This is a genomic window from Bradyrhizobium macuxiense (genome assembly GCF_007993935.1).
Lineage (GTDB): Bacteria > Pseudomonadota > Alphaproteobacteria > Rhizobiales > Xanthobacteraceae > Bradyrhizobium > Bradyrhizobium macuxiense_A.
Map to the genome: position 1 here is coordinate 768,860 of NZ_VITY01000002.1, position 16,330 is coordinate 785,189.

The window sequence follows — 16,330 nt, forward strand, 5'->3', positions numbered from 1 at the left end:
TCAAAGGCGCCGGCTTTGCCGGCGCTTTTTTGTTGGCTGCGGCTTGGTCTCGGGCGCGCCGCTGGGTGCGGCGGCCGCATCATCCGATTGCGCCGCATCCGGCGCATCGGCCTTGCCGTGGTCGGCCTTGGTGGCGTCCGGCCTGGATGCATCCGATTTCGCGGCAACCTCGCGCGGCGGCGCCTCTTCCGGGCGCTCGGCCGGCAGCAGCGGCGCGACCTGCGGCAGCGGATCGTACACGTTCCACTGGCAGATCCGGTAGTTGCTGCGGCGCTCCGCGAGGTCGAGATGGATGTGGTCCTCGTGGTACCAGTCCGAGCCCGGACCGAGCACCGTGGAGAAGCGGGCGCAGACCGAATGCAGCACGGTCTCGCGCAGATCGCGCGGCACGCTGGGGTCGGTCAGCGAGATCGACTTGCCGTTGGCGAGACCGAACGCGCGCACGTCGAGCGCATTGGCGCGGCCATGCTCGGACAGCTGCGCGCCGACAACGCGGTTGCGGCCACGGCATTCGAACGAGTCGAAATTGTCGAGATTGCTGATCCCGCCCCCGAGGCGCTGCGCCAGCGGCGCGATATCGGTGCGGACCCAGTCGGCGACCGCGCTTGCCATCTTGCAGCGGAGGATCGCCGCGGGCTTGACTGCGACCCTGCGCTTGTCCGGCAGCACGATGGCCTCGAGCCGCACCAGATCCTCGCCGCCGCAACCTCCGGCGCCGTGGATATCGGGAATGCTCGGCGCGATTGCGATCTCCTCGGTGAGTGCCTGCCGGCAGGCCGAAAGCTGCGGCTTGGGAGGCTCAGCCGGCTTGGCTGCTTCGGCAGGCTTGGCCGCCTCGCTGGGCCTGGCAGCCTCGGCAGGTGCGGCTGGATGCTGCGTCTCGGCCGCCGGCAGCTCGGGCTCGGCTGCGGCAGGCGCATCGGCGGCCGCGGGCGCGTCAGCGGGGCGCGGCTTCGGCAACGGCACCGCTGAACGGCGGACCGCCTTGTGCGCCCTGTGCGGCCGGGTGCCGAACAGATCGTCCCACGGAAAGGTGGGCGCGCCGCGGGCAGCCTGCGCGGGCCCCGCTTGCATGCCAAGGGAAAGCAAAAGGCAAAGCAGCGCGGCGGCGGCGGTAACCATTGCCGCGCCCCCGCGGCGAAACGCGCCATCAGGCCATTTTCGGCTTGCTTTCTCCGCGCTACAGTTCATGTCAGTTCCATGATTTTACTGTCGGCCGTCCAAGATGCCGGCAGATCATGCGTGAGGATCGAGGAGGGATTTGCGTATGCTTGGTTTGATGCAAGATTGGCCGTTGCTGTGCCACAAGATTATTGAGCACGCCGCCAAATATCACGGCACGCAGGAAGTCGTGACACGGTCGGTCGAAGGCCCGATTCATCGCACCAATTACGCCGAAATCCATGCCCGCTCGCTGAAGGTCTCGCAGAGCCTCGAGCGTGACGGCATCAAGCTCGGCGACCGCATCGCCACCATCGCCTGGAACACCTGGCGCCACCTCGAGGTCTGGTACGGCATCATGGGGATCGGCGCGATCTGCCATACGGTCAATCCGCGGCTGTTTCCGGAGCAGATCGCCTGGATCGTCAACCACGCCCAGGACCGCATCGTCATCACCGACCTCACCTTCGTTCCGGTGCTGGAGAAGATCGCGAGCCAGCTGCCGAGCGTCGAGCGCTACGTGGTGCTGACCGACAAGGCGCACATGCCGCAGACCACGCTGAAGAACGCGGTCGCCTATGAGGACTGGATCGCGGCATCCGACGGCAAGTTCGAGTGGAAGACCTTCGACGAAAACACCGCCGCGGCGATGTGCTACACCTCCGGCACGACGGGCGATCCCAAGGGTGTACTTTATTCGCACCGGTCCAACGTGTTGCACGCGCTGATGGCCAACTCGAAGGACGCGCTCGGCACCTCCGCCTCGGACACAATGCTTCCGGTGGTGCCCTTGTTCCATGCCAACAGCTGGGGCATCGCGTTCTCCGCGCCGTCGATGGGCACCAAGCTGGTGATGCCGGGCCCGAAGCTCGACGGCGCCTCGGTGTACGAATTGCTGTCGACCGAGAAGGTCACCCATACCGCCGGTGTCCCGACGGTGTGGCTGATGCTGCTGCAATACATGGCCGCCAACAATGTCAAGCTGCCCGATCTGCAGATGGTGATCTGCGGCGGTTCGGCGATGCCGCGTTCGATGATCCAGGCGTTCCTCGACATGGGCAGCCAGGTGCGGCACGCCTGGGGCATGACCGAGATGAGCCCGCTCGGCACGCTGGCGACGCTGAAGCCGCCGTTCACCGAGCGCACCGGCGAGGAGCGGCTCGACATCCTGCAGACCCAGGGTTATCCGCCGTTCGGCGTCGAGATGAAGATCACCGACGATGCCGGCAAGGAGCTGCCGTGGGACGGCAAGACCTTCGGCCGCCTCAAGGTCTCGGGTCCCGCGATCGCCAAGGCCTACTTCCGGGTCGATGCCAACATCCTCGACGATGCCGGCTTCTTCGACACCGGCGACGTCTCGACGATGGACGAGCACGGCTACATGCGGATCACCGACCGCTCCAAGGACGTGATCAAGTCCGGCGGCGAATGGATCTCCTCGATCGATCTCGAGAACCTCGCGGTCGGCCACCCCGCGGTCGCGGAAGCCGCCGTGATCGGCGTTCATCATCCGAAATGGGACGAGCGGCCGCTGCTGATCGTGCAGCTCAAGCAGGGCCAGAGCGCCACGCGCGAGGACATCCTGAAGTTCATGGACGGCAAGATCGCCAAATGGTGGATGCCCGACGACGTCGCCTTCGTCGACGGCATTCCCCACACCGCGACCGGCAAGATCCTGAAGACAGCGCTGCGCGACCAGTTCAAGGACTACACCTTCCCCACCGCCGCGGCGTAGGCGAGTTGCCATCCTCTCCTGGAGGGGGAGGATCGGTTCGCATGAAGCGCAGCGGAATGCGAACCGAGGTGGGGTGACAGTCCCTCCATTGAGACAGGTGCCCGTGCTGAGGGATCACCCCACCCCGCCGCTCATTTCATTTGCGTCGACCCTCCCCCTCCAGGGGAGGGTAAATAGCACCGCCCAAATCCCTTGAATTCGCCGCAGGACCGTGGTCTCACACGGTCATTGGCGGCGGCTGAGGTCGCCGGGGACATCAACCGGCAGATTTTTCGACGATGGCGCGCAGGTTTTCCGCTCCCTACCAGCAGGAGCCCGTGTCCGGTCTCGCCACCTGGTCGCGCAACCTCGCCATCTTTTCCGTCGTCGCGGTGGTGGTCTCGATCCTCATCGTCCGGTTCGGGTTCCTGGAGGTCAAACCGGCGCTCGCGACCTTCTTCGGCGCGCTGGGTCTCGCCGGCCTGTCGATCCTGCTCGGGCTGGCCGCCTTCGCCGCGATCTGGCAGAACGGCACCCGCGGCATGGGCCGGATCCTGCTCGCGTTCCTGATCGACGCCGCGATCCTCGCCTACCCGGCCTACCTCACCTATCAGTACCGCAAGCTGCCGCGGATCTACGACGTCACCACCGACGCGATCGACCCGCCGAAATTCGAGGCGCTGGCGCGGCTGCGCACCGGCGAGGGCACCAATCCGGCCGCCTATGCCGGCCTCTATTCGGCCGAGAAGCAGCGCGCGGCCTATCCCGACATCGAAACCGTCGAACTGGAAGCCCCGGTCGACCGTGCCTATGAGATGACGCTGCGGCTGGTGAACCGGCGCAAATGGCTGGTCATCGACGCACGCGCGCCGCAGCCGCCGCGCCGCATCGGCCGCATCGAGGCGGTGGCGCGCACGCCGATCATGGGATTCCGCGAGGACGTCTCGATCCGGGTTACGCCCGATGACGAGGATTCGCGCGTCGATATCCGCTCGGCCTCGCGCTATTTCGACACCGATCTCGGTAGCAACGCCGCACGGGTCAAGAAGCTGATCGAGGACCTCAACACGGCGGCCGAAAACGAAAATTCCAAGCCGGCGAAGAAGGCGGCCCCGGTCGCGCCGAAGGCGCCGCCGGCGAAGACGGTGAAGAAGTAACGCGCTAGCGTCATTCCGGGGCGTGCGCAGCACGAACCCGGAATCTCGAGATTACGGGTCTGGTGCTTACGCACCATCCCGGAATGACGTGCGGATAGGCCTCGTCCCCTTACACCATCCGGTACGTGCCGCCGATCACCGGATCGCCATCCGTCGCCACGACGCCGCGCGCGACCAGATCCTCCAGATGCGCCAGCACGGAATAACCGGCGGCGTTGGCGAGGCGCGGATCGAGCCCGATATAGATCGCCCGCACCATGGTCGGGATGTCGGCCTCCCCCTTGCCGAGGCGATGCAGGATCGACGCCTCGCGCGCCCGGCGATGCCGCGCCAGGAAGCGGACGAAGCGCGGGCCTTCCGGAATCTCCGGGCCATGGCCGGAGAAATAGAGCTGCTCGGGGCGCTGCTCCAGCCGTTCCAGCGAGGCCATGTAGTCGATCATCGAACCGTCGGGCGGCGCCACGATCGAGGTCGACCAGCCCATCACATGGTCGCCGACGAAATTGATGCTGCGTTCGGCCCACGCGAACGCCAGGTGATTGGCGGTGTGGCCGGGGGTCGCGACCGCCTCGAGCGCAAAGCCTGCGCCCTCGATGACGTCGCCGTGCTTGACCTCGATGTCGGGCCGGAAATCGCGGTCGGCGCCGGATTCCGGATTGTGCTTCTCGCTCTCGAAGCGCGGCCGCGAGGCGCGGTGCGGCCCCTCGGCATAAACAGGCGCGCCGGTCGCAGCCTTGATCCGGGGCGTGTTCGGCGAATGGTCGCGATGGGTATGGGTGACCAGGATATGGGTCACGGTCTCGCCCTTGACCGCATCGAGCAGCGCTTTCGCATGCGCCTCGTCGTCGGGACCGGGATCGATGATCGCGACCTTGCCCTCGCCCACGATGTAGCTGACCGTGCCAGTGAAAGTGAACGGGCTCGGATTGTTGCAGAGGACGCGGCGCACGCCGGGGCGGACCTGTTCGACCACGCCGGGCTGCAGCGGAAAGTCGCGGTTGAACGGGATGTCGTCGTTGTCGGCCATGGGAACGCCCCTATTGGCTCTCGTAGGATGGGTAGAGCGAAGCGAAACCCATCACGCAACCGCGCGCTGGGCGGCAAGATGGGTTTCGCTGCGCTCTACCCATCCTACGCTGTGTGCGGCGCGTCCTTACGAGAACGCCTGGATGCCGGTGATGGCGCGGCCGAGGATCAGCGCGTGGACGTCGTGCGTGCCCTCATAGGTGTTCACCGTCTCGAGGTTCGCGGCGTGGCGCATCACGTGGTACTCGATCTGGATGCCGTTGCCGCCGTGCATGTCGCGCGCCATGCGGGCGATGTCGAGCGACTTGCCGCAATTGTTGCGCTTGACGATCGAGATCATCTCCGGCGCCATCTTGCCCTCGTCCATCAGGCGGCCGACGCGCAGGCTCGCCTGCAGGCCAAGCGCGATTTCGGTCTCCATGTCGGCGAGCTTCTTCTGCACCAGCTGGGTGGCGGCGAGCGGCCGGTTGAACTGCTTGCGGTCGAGCGTGTACTGACGCGCGCGGTGCATGCAGTCCTCGGCGGCGCCGAGCGCGCCCCAGGAGATGCCGTAGCGGGCGCGGTTGAGGCAGCCGAACGGGCCCTTGAGGCCGGAGACGTTGGGCAGCAGCGCGCTTTCCGGCACCACCACATTGTCGAGCACGATCTCGCCGGTGATCGAGGCGCGCAAGCTGAGCTTGCCGCCGACCTTCGGCGCCGACAGGCCCTTCATGCCCTTCTCGAGGATGAAGCCGCGGATCTGGTTGTCATGCGCAGCGGACTTCGCCCACACCACGAACACGTCGGCGATCGGCGCGTTCGAGATCCACATCTTGGCGCCGTTGAGCTTGTAGCCGTCGGCCACCTTCTCGGCGCGGGTCTTCATGCCGCCGGGATCGGAACCGGCGTCCGGCTCGGTCAGGCCGAAGCAGCCGACCCATTCTCCGGTCGCGAGCTTGGGCAGATACTTCTTGCGCTGGTCTTCGTCGCCATAGGCGTAGATCGGATACATCACCAGCGACGACTGCACCGAGTTCATCGAGCGATAGCCGCTGTCGACGCGCTCGATCTCGCGGGCGACGAGACCATAAGCCACGTAGCTCGCATTGGCGCAGCCATATTCCTCGGGCAGCGTCACGCCGATCAGGCCGAGCTCGCCCATTTCGTTGAAGATCTCGCGATCGGTCTTCTCTTCCAGATAGGCCTTGGTGACCCGCGGCAGCAGCTTGTCCTGCGCATAGGCCCGCGCAGTGTCGCGGATCAGGCGTTCGTCTTCGGTGAGCTGGTCATCGAGCAGGAAGGGATCATCCCACTGGAAGCTGGCGGCAGCCGGCTTGTCCTTGGCCTGGGGGCGCACGCTCATGAAACATCCTTTCGCATCGTCACTCGGAAATTGGCGGATAAATTAAAGCGCTATGCTGCGAAGCGCAATTGAATTGGGATCATTGTCATTCCGGGGCGATGCGCAGCATCGAGCCCGGAATGACGGTACTAACCGTCGAACTTCTCGTTCGACACGATCTCGATGCCGAAACCGGACAACCCCTTGTAGTCGTGCACCGACGACGTCAGGTGCCGGATCGAGGTGATGCCGAGATCGCGCAGTATCTGGGCGCCGACGCCGACTTCGCGCCATTGCTTGTTGCGATCGGCCTCCGCCGACTTCTGCTCGCTCACCGGCTGGACCGGAACGCCGGCAGCACCGTCGCGCAGATATACCAGCACGCCGCGACCGGCATCCTTGAAGTGCCGCAGCACGGCTTCCATCCGCGCCGACCCGGTGAACAGGTCCTTCACGATGTTGGGCTTGTGCAGCCGGGTCAGCACGTCCCGGCCATCGCCGATGCCGTTATAGACGAAGGCGGCGTGCATGATCTCGTCGAACGGCGAGCGATAGGCGTAGCCCTGCAGCGGACCGATCGGGCTTTCGGTGGTGAAAGTCGCGACCCGCTCGATCAGCTTCTCGCGCGCCTGGCGATAGGCGATCATATCAGCGATCGTGACATGCTTGAGCTTGTGGGCGGCGGCGAATTTCGCGACCTGCTCGCCCTTCATCACGGTTCCATCGTCGTTCATCAGCTCGCTGATGACGCCGACCGGCGGCAGGCCCGAGAGCCGGCACAGATCGACCGCGGCTTCGGTGTGGCCGGAGCGCAGCAGCACGCCGCCGTCGCGCGCGATCAGCGGGAAGATGTGGCCTGGGCGCGCAAAATCATTGGAGCCGGCGTTCGGATTGGCGAGCGCGCGGCAGCAGGAGGCGCGTTCCTCGGCCGAGATGCCGGTGCCGCCATCGGGCTTGTAGTCGATCGAGACGGTGAAGGCCGTGGTGTGGTTGGATTCGTTGTGCGCCACCATCGGGTCGAGCCGCAGCCGGCGGGCGTCCTCGGTGGTGATCGGCGCGCAGACGATGCCGGAAGTGTGGCGGATGATGAAGGCCATCTTCTCCGCCGTGCAGAACGACGCCGCGACGATCAAATCGCCCTCGCCTTCCCGATCGTCATCGTCGGTGACGACGACGAGTTCACCCTTCGCAAAGGCTTGCAGCACTTCCTGGATCGTATCGGCCATTGTCCTGACATCTCGCTTTATGCATGCAGTGGATTAGCCGGGTTCCGATGTCAGCGCCAGTATCATTATGCAACCCGCCATGCGTCCGGCAGGCATACCAGGACCGGGGACGGCCCCGTTTTCTGTTTGATTTCTTGTTTGAACTTGAACCCGCCGGACAACCGATGCCCGCTTTTCCGGGTCATGCTCAGTAGCCCGTAGCCCGTATGGAGCGAAGCGCAATCCGGGCTACGCAATCGCGCAAGCGAAGGCGCGCCTGACGGCGCAATTGCTCAAGTGGATGTCCCCCTCTTAAGGCAGCACCTCGCGCCGGTCGCTGAGCTGGGCGTCCAGCTCGGCCCGCTTGTCGTCGAGCAGGCCGGCGTCGGCAGCCTCGATCACCGAATAGAGCTCGCCGGCGTCGCTGAGCCGGGTCACCGTTACATAGTCGGCGCCGGCCGCGTAGAGATCGTCGACGCCGGTCAACAGGTCCGCGGTGGCGACGATCCGCGCGGTCGGATTCAGGGCGCGGACGTGGCGCACCAGCTTCTCATTGTCGGCGCCGACCAGGAGGAAATCCGGCACGCTCAGGATGATGATCTCGGCCTTGCCGATGCCGGCGTGCACCAGCGTATCGACATTGCTGATGTCGCCATAGATCACGTGCATGCCGCGGTCGGACAGCGTGCGGAACACCAGCGGGTTGAAGTCGATGACGCTGATCTGCTCGAGCAGCGACTGGTTCTGCCGCTCGATCTGGCTGACCAGCGCGCTCGCGGCGCGGAAAAAGCCGAGAATGACAATGCGCCGGATCTCGCCGTGTCCACCCTCCTGGCCGGCCTCGCCGCGGCCCTCGCCGACGTGGTCGAGATCGCGCAGCCCGATGCGCTTCAAGGGACTAATCAGGCCACGCACGATCTGGTCGCTGCGGCCCATCGCGAAGGTCGAGAGCACCGCCAGCACCACGAAGGCGAACGAGGCCGCGCTCGCGGTCTCGGTCCCGATATGGTTGGCGGCGACGCCAGTCTGGATCACCACCAGCGAGAACTCGGAGATCTGCGCCAGATTGATCGCCGGCAGCAGGCTGGCGCGCAGGCCCTGCTTCATCAGATAAAGCGGCGTGAACGTCGTGATCAGGCGGCTCGCCACCGTGAACGCCGCGATCACGAGCGCAAGCCCGATCACCGAGAGCCCCGGGATCGGGATCGTCATGCCGAGCGCGACGAAGAACAGCGTGATGAAGAAATCGCGGAGCGTCGTGACCTTGGCGGTGACGTCGAGCGCATAGGGAAAGGTCGAGATCGACACGCCGGCGACCAGCGAGCCCATCTCGCGCGACAGATGCAGCCGTTCGGCGATCTCGCCGATCAGGAAGCACCAGGCGAGCGCGCCGAGCAGCACGAGCTCGGGCCGCCGCGCGATCTGGTGGAACAACCGCGGCAGCACGTAGCGGCTCAGCACCAGGGCGGTCGCGACCAGCACCGCGACGCGGGCGATCGACAGCAGCACGACGCTGATCTGCAGATTGTCGAGACTCGGCTGCACCGCCAGGAACAGGATCGCGAAGATGTCCTGCAGCACCAGCACGCCGAGCGTGATGCGGCCCGGCAGCGTGTCGAGCTCGCGCTTCTCGTACAGCACCTTGACGATGATGACGGTCGAGGACAGCGCGCAGGCGACGCAGAGATAAATCGCATCGAATTTGCCGCCGCCGATCGCAAGGCCGATTCCGGCAAAGAACGCGACGCCGATCAGGCAGCCGCCGATCAGTTCGCCGGCGCCGGCGAACAGGATGACCTTGCCGGCGCGGATGATCTTCTTGAGGTCGATTTCCAGCCCGATCATGAACAGCATGAAGATCAGGCCGAGCTCGGAGATGACGCTGATCGACTCCTGGGATTTGACCCAGCCCATGCCGAATGGACCAATGAAAAAGCCGGCGATAAGGTAGGCCAGTATCAGCGGTTGCCGGGAGAAATGGGCGAGCAGCCCAATCCCCCAGGCAAACAGGATACAGAGCGTGATATCGGGAATCAGTTCATGCATGCGTCAAAGACTTCCTGTTGCCGCAACCTAGAGGGCCGGGCGTGAGGATCAACCGAGCAATGTGTCACATCCGCGCAGGCGGCGTTTTTCTTGCAGTTCTGCTCTGCCTGCTCACCGGGAGAGTGACCGAGGCGCTAGCACAATCCCCGGCAAGTATTGAACAAAATTTCGCGAACTCGCTGACCGCGGTGCCATCGGAAGGTCTCACCGCAACAGGTGCATTCTACGTGCCGGTGTATTCCAGCGTGTCGATGAGCCAGGGCAAGCTCAGGGCCGATTTCTCGGTGACGCTCAGCGTGCACAATGCCTCCGAAACGAGGCCGCTGGTGCTGAAGCGGATCGCCTATTTCGACACATCAGGCAAGATGGTGGAGAGCTACCTCAAATCGCCGATCGCGCTAAAACCGTTTGCGACCATCGAGGTCGCGATCGCCACGACCGATACCCGCGGCGGCACCGGCGCGAATTTCGTGGTCGATTGGGCGGCCGCAGGCGAAATCGCGGAGCCGGCGGTCGAGGCCTTGATGGTCGGCAGCGTCGGCGCCGGGCACTATGCCTTCATCAGCCAAGGCCGCCCAATCAGGCTGACCGGCAAGAACTGACTTCATAGAGGGCCGCTTCCGGCGGCCCTCTCAACGACAACAACACGGAGCGAAACGTCCATGTCCACCTCAGCCCAGTTCGACTTTGCACCACTGCTTCCGGCCGGTCTGCCCGCGCCGGCCGCGCGCTGGACCGGGCTCGCCAAATACAGCTTCGTCGGCGGCAACAACGATCCCGACCAGGTCCCGGTCGACGGGCTGCTGGAAGCGGTCAACGCCGTGCTGAAGCGCGAGGGCAGGAACCTCGCGACCTACAATCTCGCGCACGGACCGCAGGGCTATCTGCCGTTGCGCCAGTTTCTCACCGAGAAGCTGAAGCGCGATGCCGGGATCGCCTGCACGCCGGACGAGATCATGATCGTCTCCGGCTCGCTGCAAGCGCTCGACCTGGTCAATCAGACGCTGCTTGCCAAGGGCGATACCGTGCTGATCGAGCAGGAAACCTATCAGGGCTCGCTGAACCGGCTGACCCGGCTCGGCGTCAATGCGGTCGGCATTCCCCTCGACGGTGAGGGCATCAGGATCGATGCGCTGGCTGCAGCGCTCGCCGATTACAAGCGACGCGGCATCACGCCAAAATACATCTACACCATCCCGACCGTGCAGAACCCGACCGGCTCGATCCTCCCGGAGAGCCGCCGCGCCGAGATGCTGAAGCTGTCCAAGGAATACGGCGTGCCGATCTTCGAGGATGATTGCTATGCCGACCTGATCTGGAACGGCGAACGGCCGCCCGCGATCTATGCGATGAGCATGCATGGCGGCGTGATCCATATCGGCTCGTTCTCGAAATCGATCGCGCCGGCGCTGCGGGTCGGCTTCATCGTTGCACCGTGGGCGATCATGTCGCGGATGCTGCCGCTGAAGACCGACGCCGGCTCCGGCGCGCTGGAGCAGATGGTGCTGGCCGAATATTGCGCGCCGCATTTTGCGACCCACGTGCCGCGGCTGACCAAAGGCCTGCGCGCCAAGCTCGACACGCTGATGGAGGCGCTGAACGAACAGTTCGGCACCTCTGCCGAGTTCGAGGCGCCGAAGGGCGGCATCTTCCTCTGGGTCAAGCTGCCCGACAATGTCGACACGCTGAAGCTCTACCAGGCGGCGCTCGCCGCCGGCGTCTCGATCAATCCCGGACCTGAATGGTCGACCAGCAAGGCCCATTCCGGCAGCCGGCTGCGGCTCTGCTTCGCCAGCCCCTCGCACGACCAGATCCGCGAAGGCGTCGCCGTGCTCGCGGAAGTGTGCCGCAAGGAGTTCGGCGTGCCCGCGCGCAGCAGCAATGTGGAGAAGAGCGGCTAGCGATCACCGCGCGGCAAGATGGATTGCTTCGCTTCGCTCGCAATGACGGAAGACTGGTCTCTCCACGTCATTGCGAGGAGCGCCAGCGACGAAGCAATCCATGTCTCCGCTTGCTCAGAGTTTCACCGCACCGAGAATGGCGCCTGATAGGGCCGGCCGAACGGCACGCCGTTGACCACGGTCTGCACCGGCTTCAGCTGCAGATTGCCGTCGCGCTTGTTGTTGCGGGTGTCGACGAAGGTGACCGGGCCCTCGACGAGATCCATGATCGCGACGTCGCCGGGCGCGCCGCGCTGCAGCGTGCCGATCTTCGGGGTGCGGTTGATGATCCGCGCCGGCACCGAGGTCGCCATCGCCACGACCTGATCCAGCGAGGAGCCCATCGCCAGGAACTTGCTCATCACGTTGGGCAGGAACGGGATGCCGGGCGAGTTGCCCGAGAACACGTGGATGTCGGAGGAGATCGTGTCGGGCGTGCAGCCCGCGGGGATCGCGATCTCGGCCACCGTGAAATCGAAGCTGCCGCCGCCATGGCCGACATCGAACAGCACGCCGCGCTGCTTTGCCGCGAGCGCCGCCGGCAACAGCTTGCCGTCCTGCACGATGTTGGTGAAGGCGCCGGACATGTTCGGCGCGCCGGAATAGGCGTGAGTTAAGATATCGCCCGGGCGCAGCAGATCGAGGATGTCGGACATCAACTCCTTGGTCTCGACGCCGCCGATATGCACCATCATCCGCGCCGGCCAGCCGCACATCTCGCAGGCCTGGATGCCACGCTTCAGCGGCTCGATGCCATGCTTGAAGATGACGTTCTCCGACATCCGCACCTTGACCCCGATCAGGAAGTCCGGGTTCTCGGCGAGCGCCATCGCACAGGCTTCGACCTGGGCGTTGTCGATGTTGTAGAGCTCGGCCACCGGGAAAGCCGACAGGCCGTTGTTGGCGATGTGGACGAAGGCGTAGATCCGCGCCCGCGACTGCGCCACGATGAAGCGCCGCAGCGCCGCGAGATTATTGACGCCGGCATCGCCGGCCGAGACCACCGTCGTGGTGCCCTGGAATTGCACCAGCTCGTCGGCGGGTATGCCGATCGCAGATCCATAGGGGTAGACATGGCAGTGCAAATCGACGAGGCCCGGCATCACCAGCTTGCCCGACGCGTCGATGGTCTTGCTGGCGCGCGCAGCCGGAATCTCGTCCTCGATCGCCTCGATGAAGCCCCAGCGGATGCCGATGTCGCGCTTGCCGCGCAGCGACTGGCTGGGATCGATCACGTCGCCGCTCTTGATCACGAGGTCGAACTTGTCGTCCGGCCCCGTCGCCGCAGCGGCCGGCCCTGCGATAACAGCGGCAGCGGCCGATCCAGTCCCCTTCAAAAAATCCCGGCGTGAAAATCCGCTCACGGCAACGTCCCCCCGAACATTGATTTTTATGGCGTGATGATGCGTCGGACGCGGTGGTTACGCAAGGCCACCTGAACAACCGTTCAGAAAACTCCGCCGGTTCCTCAGGAACGTTTCGATGCCTGCACGGTTTTTCCCTCGCATCATTTGAGGAGGATGAGATGAAAAAGATTGGTTTTGTTCTTGCGGCGATCGGTACGCTTGCAGTGGCCATTCCGTCGATCGCGAGCGCCGAGACCGTCGTGATCAAGCGCGGCCATCACCACCACTGGGATCGTGGTTGGGGCGCGCGCGCCGAGATGCGCCATGACCGTGGTTGGCATCGCGGCTGGCATCACGACCATGACCGCACGGTCGTGATCAGGCGGGATCGCTACTAATCGCCGACACATCCAAGAGACCGACACAACGGAAAATGGCTCCTCGCGGAGCCATTTTCTTGCGACATGTCGAAGACAACAACAAAGCCAGACCCGTCGTCCGGAGGAGCGCGTTCTTACGCGCGTCTCGAAGGATGAATCGGCCATATGCGGGGCCGTGCATCCTTCGAGACGGCCGCTCCGCGGCCTCCTCGGGATGACGGGTTTCCCGCTGGTTGTGCAAATATCCAGCTGCTTCCTTGTCCTGCAATATTAATCCCACGCCGGGGCAAAGCCCGGATTGACGCAGCGCATGTCCTTGCGCAGCGCGGCGATCGCCTTGCGGTCGTCGTCGTCGAGCCTGACCTTCAACGCGTCGAGATTGGCCTGTTGGCTTTCGGCACGCGAGGCTTTCGGGATCGCCGCAACGCCGTTCTGATCGAGCAGCCATTTCAGCGCGACCTGCGCCGCGGTCGCATCATGCTTGCGGCCGATCCTCGCCAGCGTTTCGTCGGTGGCGAAACGTCCCTGCGCGAGCGGACAATAGGCCACCAGCGGGATCGATTTCGCGGCGAGATATTTCCGCACCGGCGTCTGGTCGAGCATGGCGTGATATTCGATCTGGTTGCAGGCGATCGGCGCCTTGATGTCCTCGACCACGGTCTTGAGCAGCGCGGTGGTGAAATTGGCGACCCCGATCGCGCGGACGCGGCCCTCCTCCTTCAGCCGCATCAGCGTTTCGAACACGGCCGGCAGCTTCATGTTCGGCGACGGCCAGTGCACCAGATAGAGATCGACGTGATCGAGCCGCAGCTTGTTCAGGCTGGTATCGAACGCCCTTCGGATCGCATCCGGCGCCAGGTTCTCGTGCCAGACCTTGGTGGTCACATGCAGGTCCTTGCGCGCGACCTTCGCCGCCGCAATCGCCTCTCCGATCGCCTCTTCGTTGCCGTACATCTCGGCGGTGTCGATGTGCCGGTAACCGAGCCCGAGCGCGCTCTCGACCGCCGCACGGCAGGCATCGCCCTGCATGCGGAAGGTGCCGAGCCCGAGCTGCGGCAGGCTGATGCCCTGTGTCTGCAGATTTTCCATGGATAGCTCCTGACGCGTGGGACGCCGATGAAATCGACGACGTCACGCCAGCAAATCAGCTGAAAGGAATGAAATTGGCAGAACTGCCAAACGACAGTCTGCCCGCAAACCGGCACTGCGGGCAAGATGCCCGCAATCAAGATGTCGCGACGGGACCGGGGACGGATCTAGATGTGCTGCGCCATGATCTGGCCGGGCCGCGCGTCAGGCCGCGGCTCGATGTCGACCGACCAGAGATCGTGGTTGTCGACGTCCTTCAGCGTCACCGTCATCACCCCGGTCCTGCCGTCGATATCGACGCGGCCGAAGAATTGCAGCCCGAAGCACGGCGCGAGGTTGTCGCCCTGCTCGGCCGAACAGCCCTTCTGGTACATCGCCTTGGGGCCGAAGGTGTTGTCGAGTTCGCCCGGCGACCAAGTGCCGGCATGCAGCGGGCCGGAGACGAACTCCCAGAACGGCTCGAACTCCTGAAACACCGCGCGGTTCGGATCATAGTGATGCGCGGCGGTGTAGTGCATGTCGGCGGTGAGCCACACCGTGTTCCGGATGCCGGCGCGCTTCATGAAGGACAAGAGATCGGCTATCTCGTGCTCGCGCCGCTCGGGCGGGCCGTCGCCGAGCGCGACTGCATCCAGGCTGACGAGGCCGATCGGCAGATCCGCGGCGATCACCTTCCAGACAGCATCCGAGGCCGTCAGCTCCCGCTTCAGCCACGCGAGTTGGCTGTCGCCGAGGATGAAGGCCTGGTCCGGATCGCCCTGCTTGTTCCAGCTGGAATCGCGGTAGGAGCGCATGTCGATGATGAAGACGTCGAGCAGCGGCCCATAGGCGACCTTGCGATAGACCCGGCCGTCGCGCTCCGGCATCAGCCGCATCGGCATGAATTCATGGAAGGCGCGGCGCGCCCGCGCCACCAGGCGCGAGCTGCCGTCCGCGTCGTAGCCGGTCGAATCGGCGGTGCCGATCGGCGCCCAGTCGTCGGCCACCTCATGATCGTCCCATTGCGCAAAGACAGGCACTTCGGCGTGGAAGTCACGAAAATTCTCGTCGAGCCAGTTGTATTTGTAGTTGCCGCGGAACTCATCGAGGCTGTGCGCAACGACCGATTTCTCCTCGGTGACGATGTTGCGCCAGACTTCCCCGTTGGGGAGCTTCTGCTCCGACGGCACCGTGCAGTCGGCATAGATGTGGTCGCCGGAATGGATGAAGAAGTCCGGGCGCTCGTTCAGCATGGTGCGGTAGCTGCGCAAGCCGCCGCGCGCGGGGTCGATGCCCCAGCCCTGCCCGACGACATCGCCGGACCAGACGAAGGAGACCGAGCGGCGATCGACCGGCGCGGTGCGGAAATGCCCGACCCGGCCTTCGCCTGATAGGCCGTCGCGGTCCTCGAAGCTGATCCGATAGAACAGGTCCTGGCCTGGCGGCAGGCCGTCGAGCAGCAGTTTGGCGGTGAAGTCGCGCTCGGGCAGCGCATCGGCGGTCGCGCTGCGCAGGATGGTGGCGAAGCTCTCGACCGCAGCGCATTCGATGCGCATGCGCGCGGCGCGATCGGTGCGAGCCCAGATCACAGCGGACTCACTTGCGACGTCACCGGACTGGATGCCCGCGATCCCAGGACGATCTGCCGCGCGGCTCAGATAGGGTCTTGCCAGCGCGCCCAATCCCGCCAGCGCGGCCGTGGACGCCGAGCGCACCAGAAGCTGACGCCTTGTGAGGCCTCGCCGCCTCGCGGAGATCGCAGTCGGCATTCGGTAACCTTCGCCATATCCTGACGAGGGTTTTGCCTGCGCCGTTTGACTCCGGACTTACAGTTTCTTGACTCTCCGCCGACGGTTTTGCGACGGCGGGATGACTCGGGCGAGAGGATTGATTGTTCTCAGGTCAGTGCGCATCCAAAGCCAAACCCGTCATCCTGAGGCGCGAGCGGAGCGAGCCTCGAAGGATG

At 64.8% G+C, this 16,330-nt stretch carries 13 protein-coding genes; 5 read left to right on the top strand and 8 right to left on the bottom strand.

Going from position 1 to position 16,330, the window contains the following annotated elements; genetic code table 11:
* Window positions 1–1,191, bottom strand: a complete 1,191-nt coding sequence (locus FBZ93_RS07615; protein WP_433995386.1) for an extensin family protein — start codon at window positions 1,189–1,191, stop codon at window positions 1–3.
* Window positions 1,192–1,267: 76 nt separating this feature from the next.
* On the opposite strand from FBZ93_RS07615, the gene FBZ93_RS07620 reads away from it, so the two are divergent.
* Both FBZ93_RS07620 and FBZ93_RS07625 read left to right on the top strand, forming a co-directional pair.
* A complete protein-coding gene (locus FBZ93_RS07620; protein ID WP_146985300.1) occupies window positions 1,268–2,896 on the top strand; it encodes a fatty-acid--CoA ligase in 1,629 nt (542 codons plus the stop codon).
* Window positions 2,897–3,174: 278 nt separating this feature from the next.
* The gene (locus tag FBZ93_RS07625) at window positions 3,175–4,032 is read left to right on the top strand and encodes a DUF1499 domain-containing protein (RefSeq protein ID WP_146985301.1); all 858 of its coding nucleotides are present in this window, start codon (window positions 3,175–3,177) and stop codon (window positions 4,030–4,032) included.
* A 109-nt stretch (window positions 4,033–4,141) separates the two neighbouring features.
* Here the strand turns inward: FBZ93_RS07625 and FBZ93_RS07630 are convergent, their stop codons facing one another.
* The 4 genes from FBZ93_RS07630 to FBZ93_RS07645 form a co-directional block, all read right to left on the bottom strand.
* A complete protein-coding gene (locus FBZ93_RS07630; protein WP_146985302.1) occupies window positions 4,142–5,059 on the bottom strand; it encodes an MBL fold metallo-hydrolase in 918 nt (305 codons plus the stop codon).
* A gap of 126 nt (window positions 5,060–5,185) precedes the next feature.
* Entirely contained in the window at window positions 5,186–6,400 is a 1,215-nt protein-coding gene (locus FBZ93_RS07635) for an acyl-CoA dehydrogenase (protein ID WP_074131771.1), read from the bottom strand.
* Between the two features lie 128 nt (window positions 6,401–6,528).
* A complete protein-coding gene (gene ribB / locus FBZ93_RS07640; protein ID WP_146985303.1) occupies window positions 6,529–7,605 on the bottom strand; it encodes a 3,4-dihydroxy-2-butanone-4-phosphate synthase in 1,077 nt (358 codons plus the stop codon).
* Between the two features lie 291 nt (window positions 7,606–7,896).
* Entirely contained in the window at window positions 7,897–9,630 is a 1,734-nt protein-coding gene (locus tag FBZ93_RS07645; protein ID WP_146985304.1) for a cation:proton antiporter, read from the bottom strand.
* Window positions 9,631–9,689: 59 nt separating this feature from the next.
* On the opposite strand from FBZ93_RS07645, the gene FBZ93_RS07650 reads away from it, so the two are divergent.
* Both FBZ93_RS07650 and FBZ93_RS07655 read left to right on the top strand, forming a co-directional pair.
* A complete protein-coding gene (locus tag FBZ93_RS07650) occupies window positions 9,690–10,232 on the top strand; it encodes a DUF3124 domain-containing protein (RefSeq protein WP_167528952.1) in 543 nt (180 codons plus the stop codon).
* 60 nt (window positions 10,233–10,292) lie between these two features.
* Entirely contained in the window at window positions 10,293–11,531 is a 1,239-nt protein-coding gene (locus tag FBZ93_RS07655) for a PLP-dependent aminotransferase family protein (protein WP_146985305.1), read from the top strand.
* Window positions 11,532–11,653: 122 nt separating this feature from the next.
* Here FBZ93_RS07655 and FBZ93_RS07660 read toward each other — a convergent pair whose 3' ends face one another.
* Window positions 11,654–12,934, bottom strand: a complete 1,281-nt coding sequence (locus tag FBZ93_RS07660; RefSeq protein WP_146985306.1) for an amidohydrolase family protein — start codon at window positions 12,932–12,934, stop codon at window positions 11,654–11,656.
* Between the two features lie 161 nt (window positions 12,935–13,095).
* Here FBZ93_RS07660 and FBZ93_RS07665 point away from each other — a divergent pair, with 161 nt between their 5' ends.
* Window positions 13,096–13,314 (top strand): hypothetical protein, encoded by a 219-nt coding sequence (locus FBZ93_RS07665; RefSeq protein ID WP_146985307.1) that lies wholly within the window; start codon window positions 13,096–13,098, stop codon window positions 13,312–13,314.
* A 252-nt stretch (window positions 13,315–13,566) separates the two neighbouring features.
* Here FBZ93_RS07665 and FBZ93_RS07670 read toward each other — a convergent pair whose 3' ends face one another.
* Together FBZ93_RS07670 and FBZ93_RS07675 are read right to left on the bottom strand one after the other, a co-directional pair.
* Complete coding sequence (locus FBZ93_RS07670; protein ID WP_146985308.1) at window positions 13,567–14,385, bottom strand: aldo/keto reductase; 819 nt, start codon at window positions 14,383–14,385, stop codon at window positions 13,567–13,569.
* A gap of 167 nt (window positions 14,386–14,552) precedes the next feature.
* Window positions 14,553–16,133, bottom strand: a complete 1,581-nt coding sequence (locus tag FBZ93_RS07675; protein ID WP_146985309.1) for an alkaline phosphatase D family protein — start codon at window positions 16,131–16,133, stop codon at window positions 14,553–14,555.
* Window positions 16,134–16,330 lie beyond the last annotated feature (197 nt).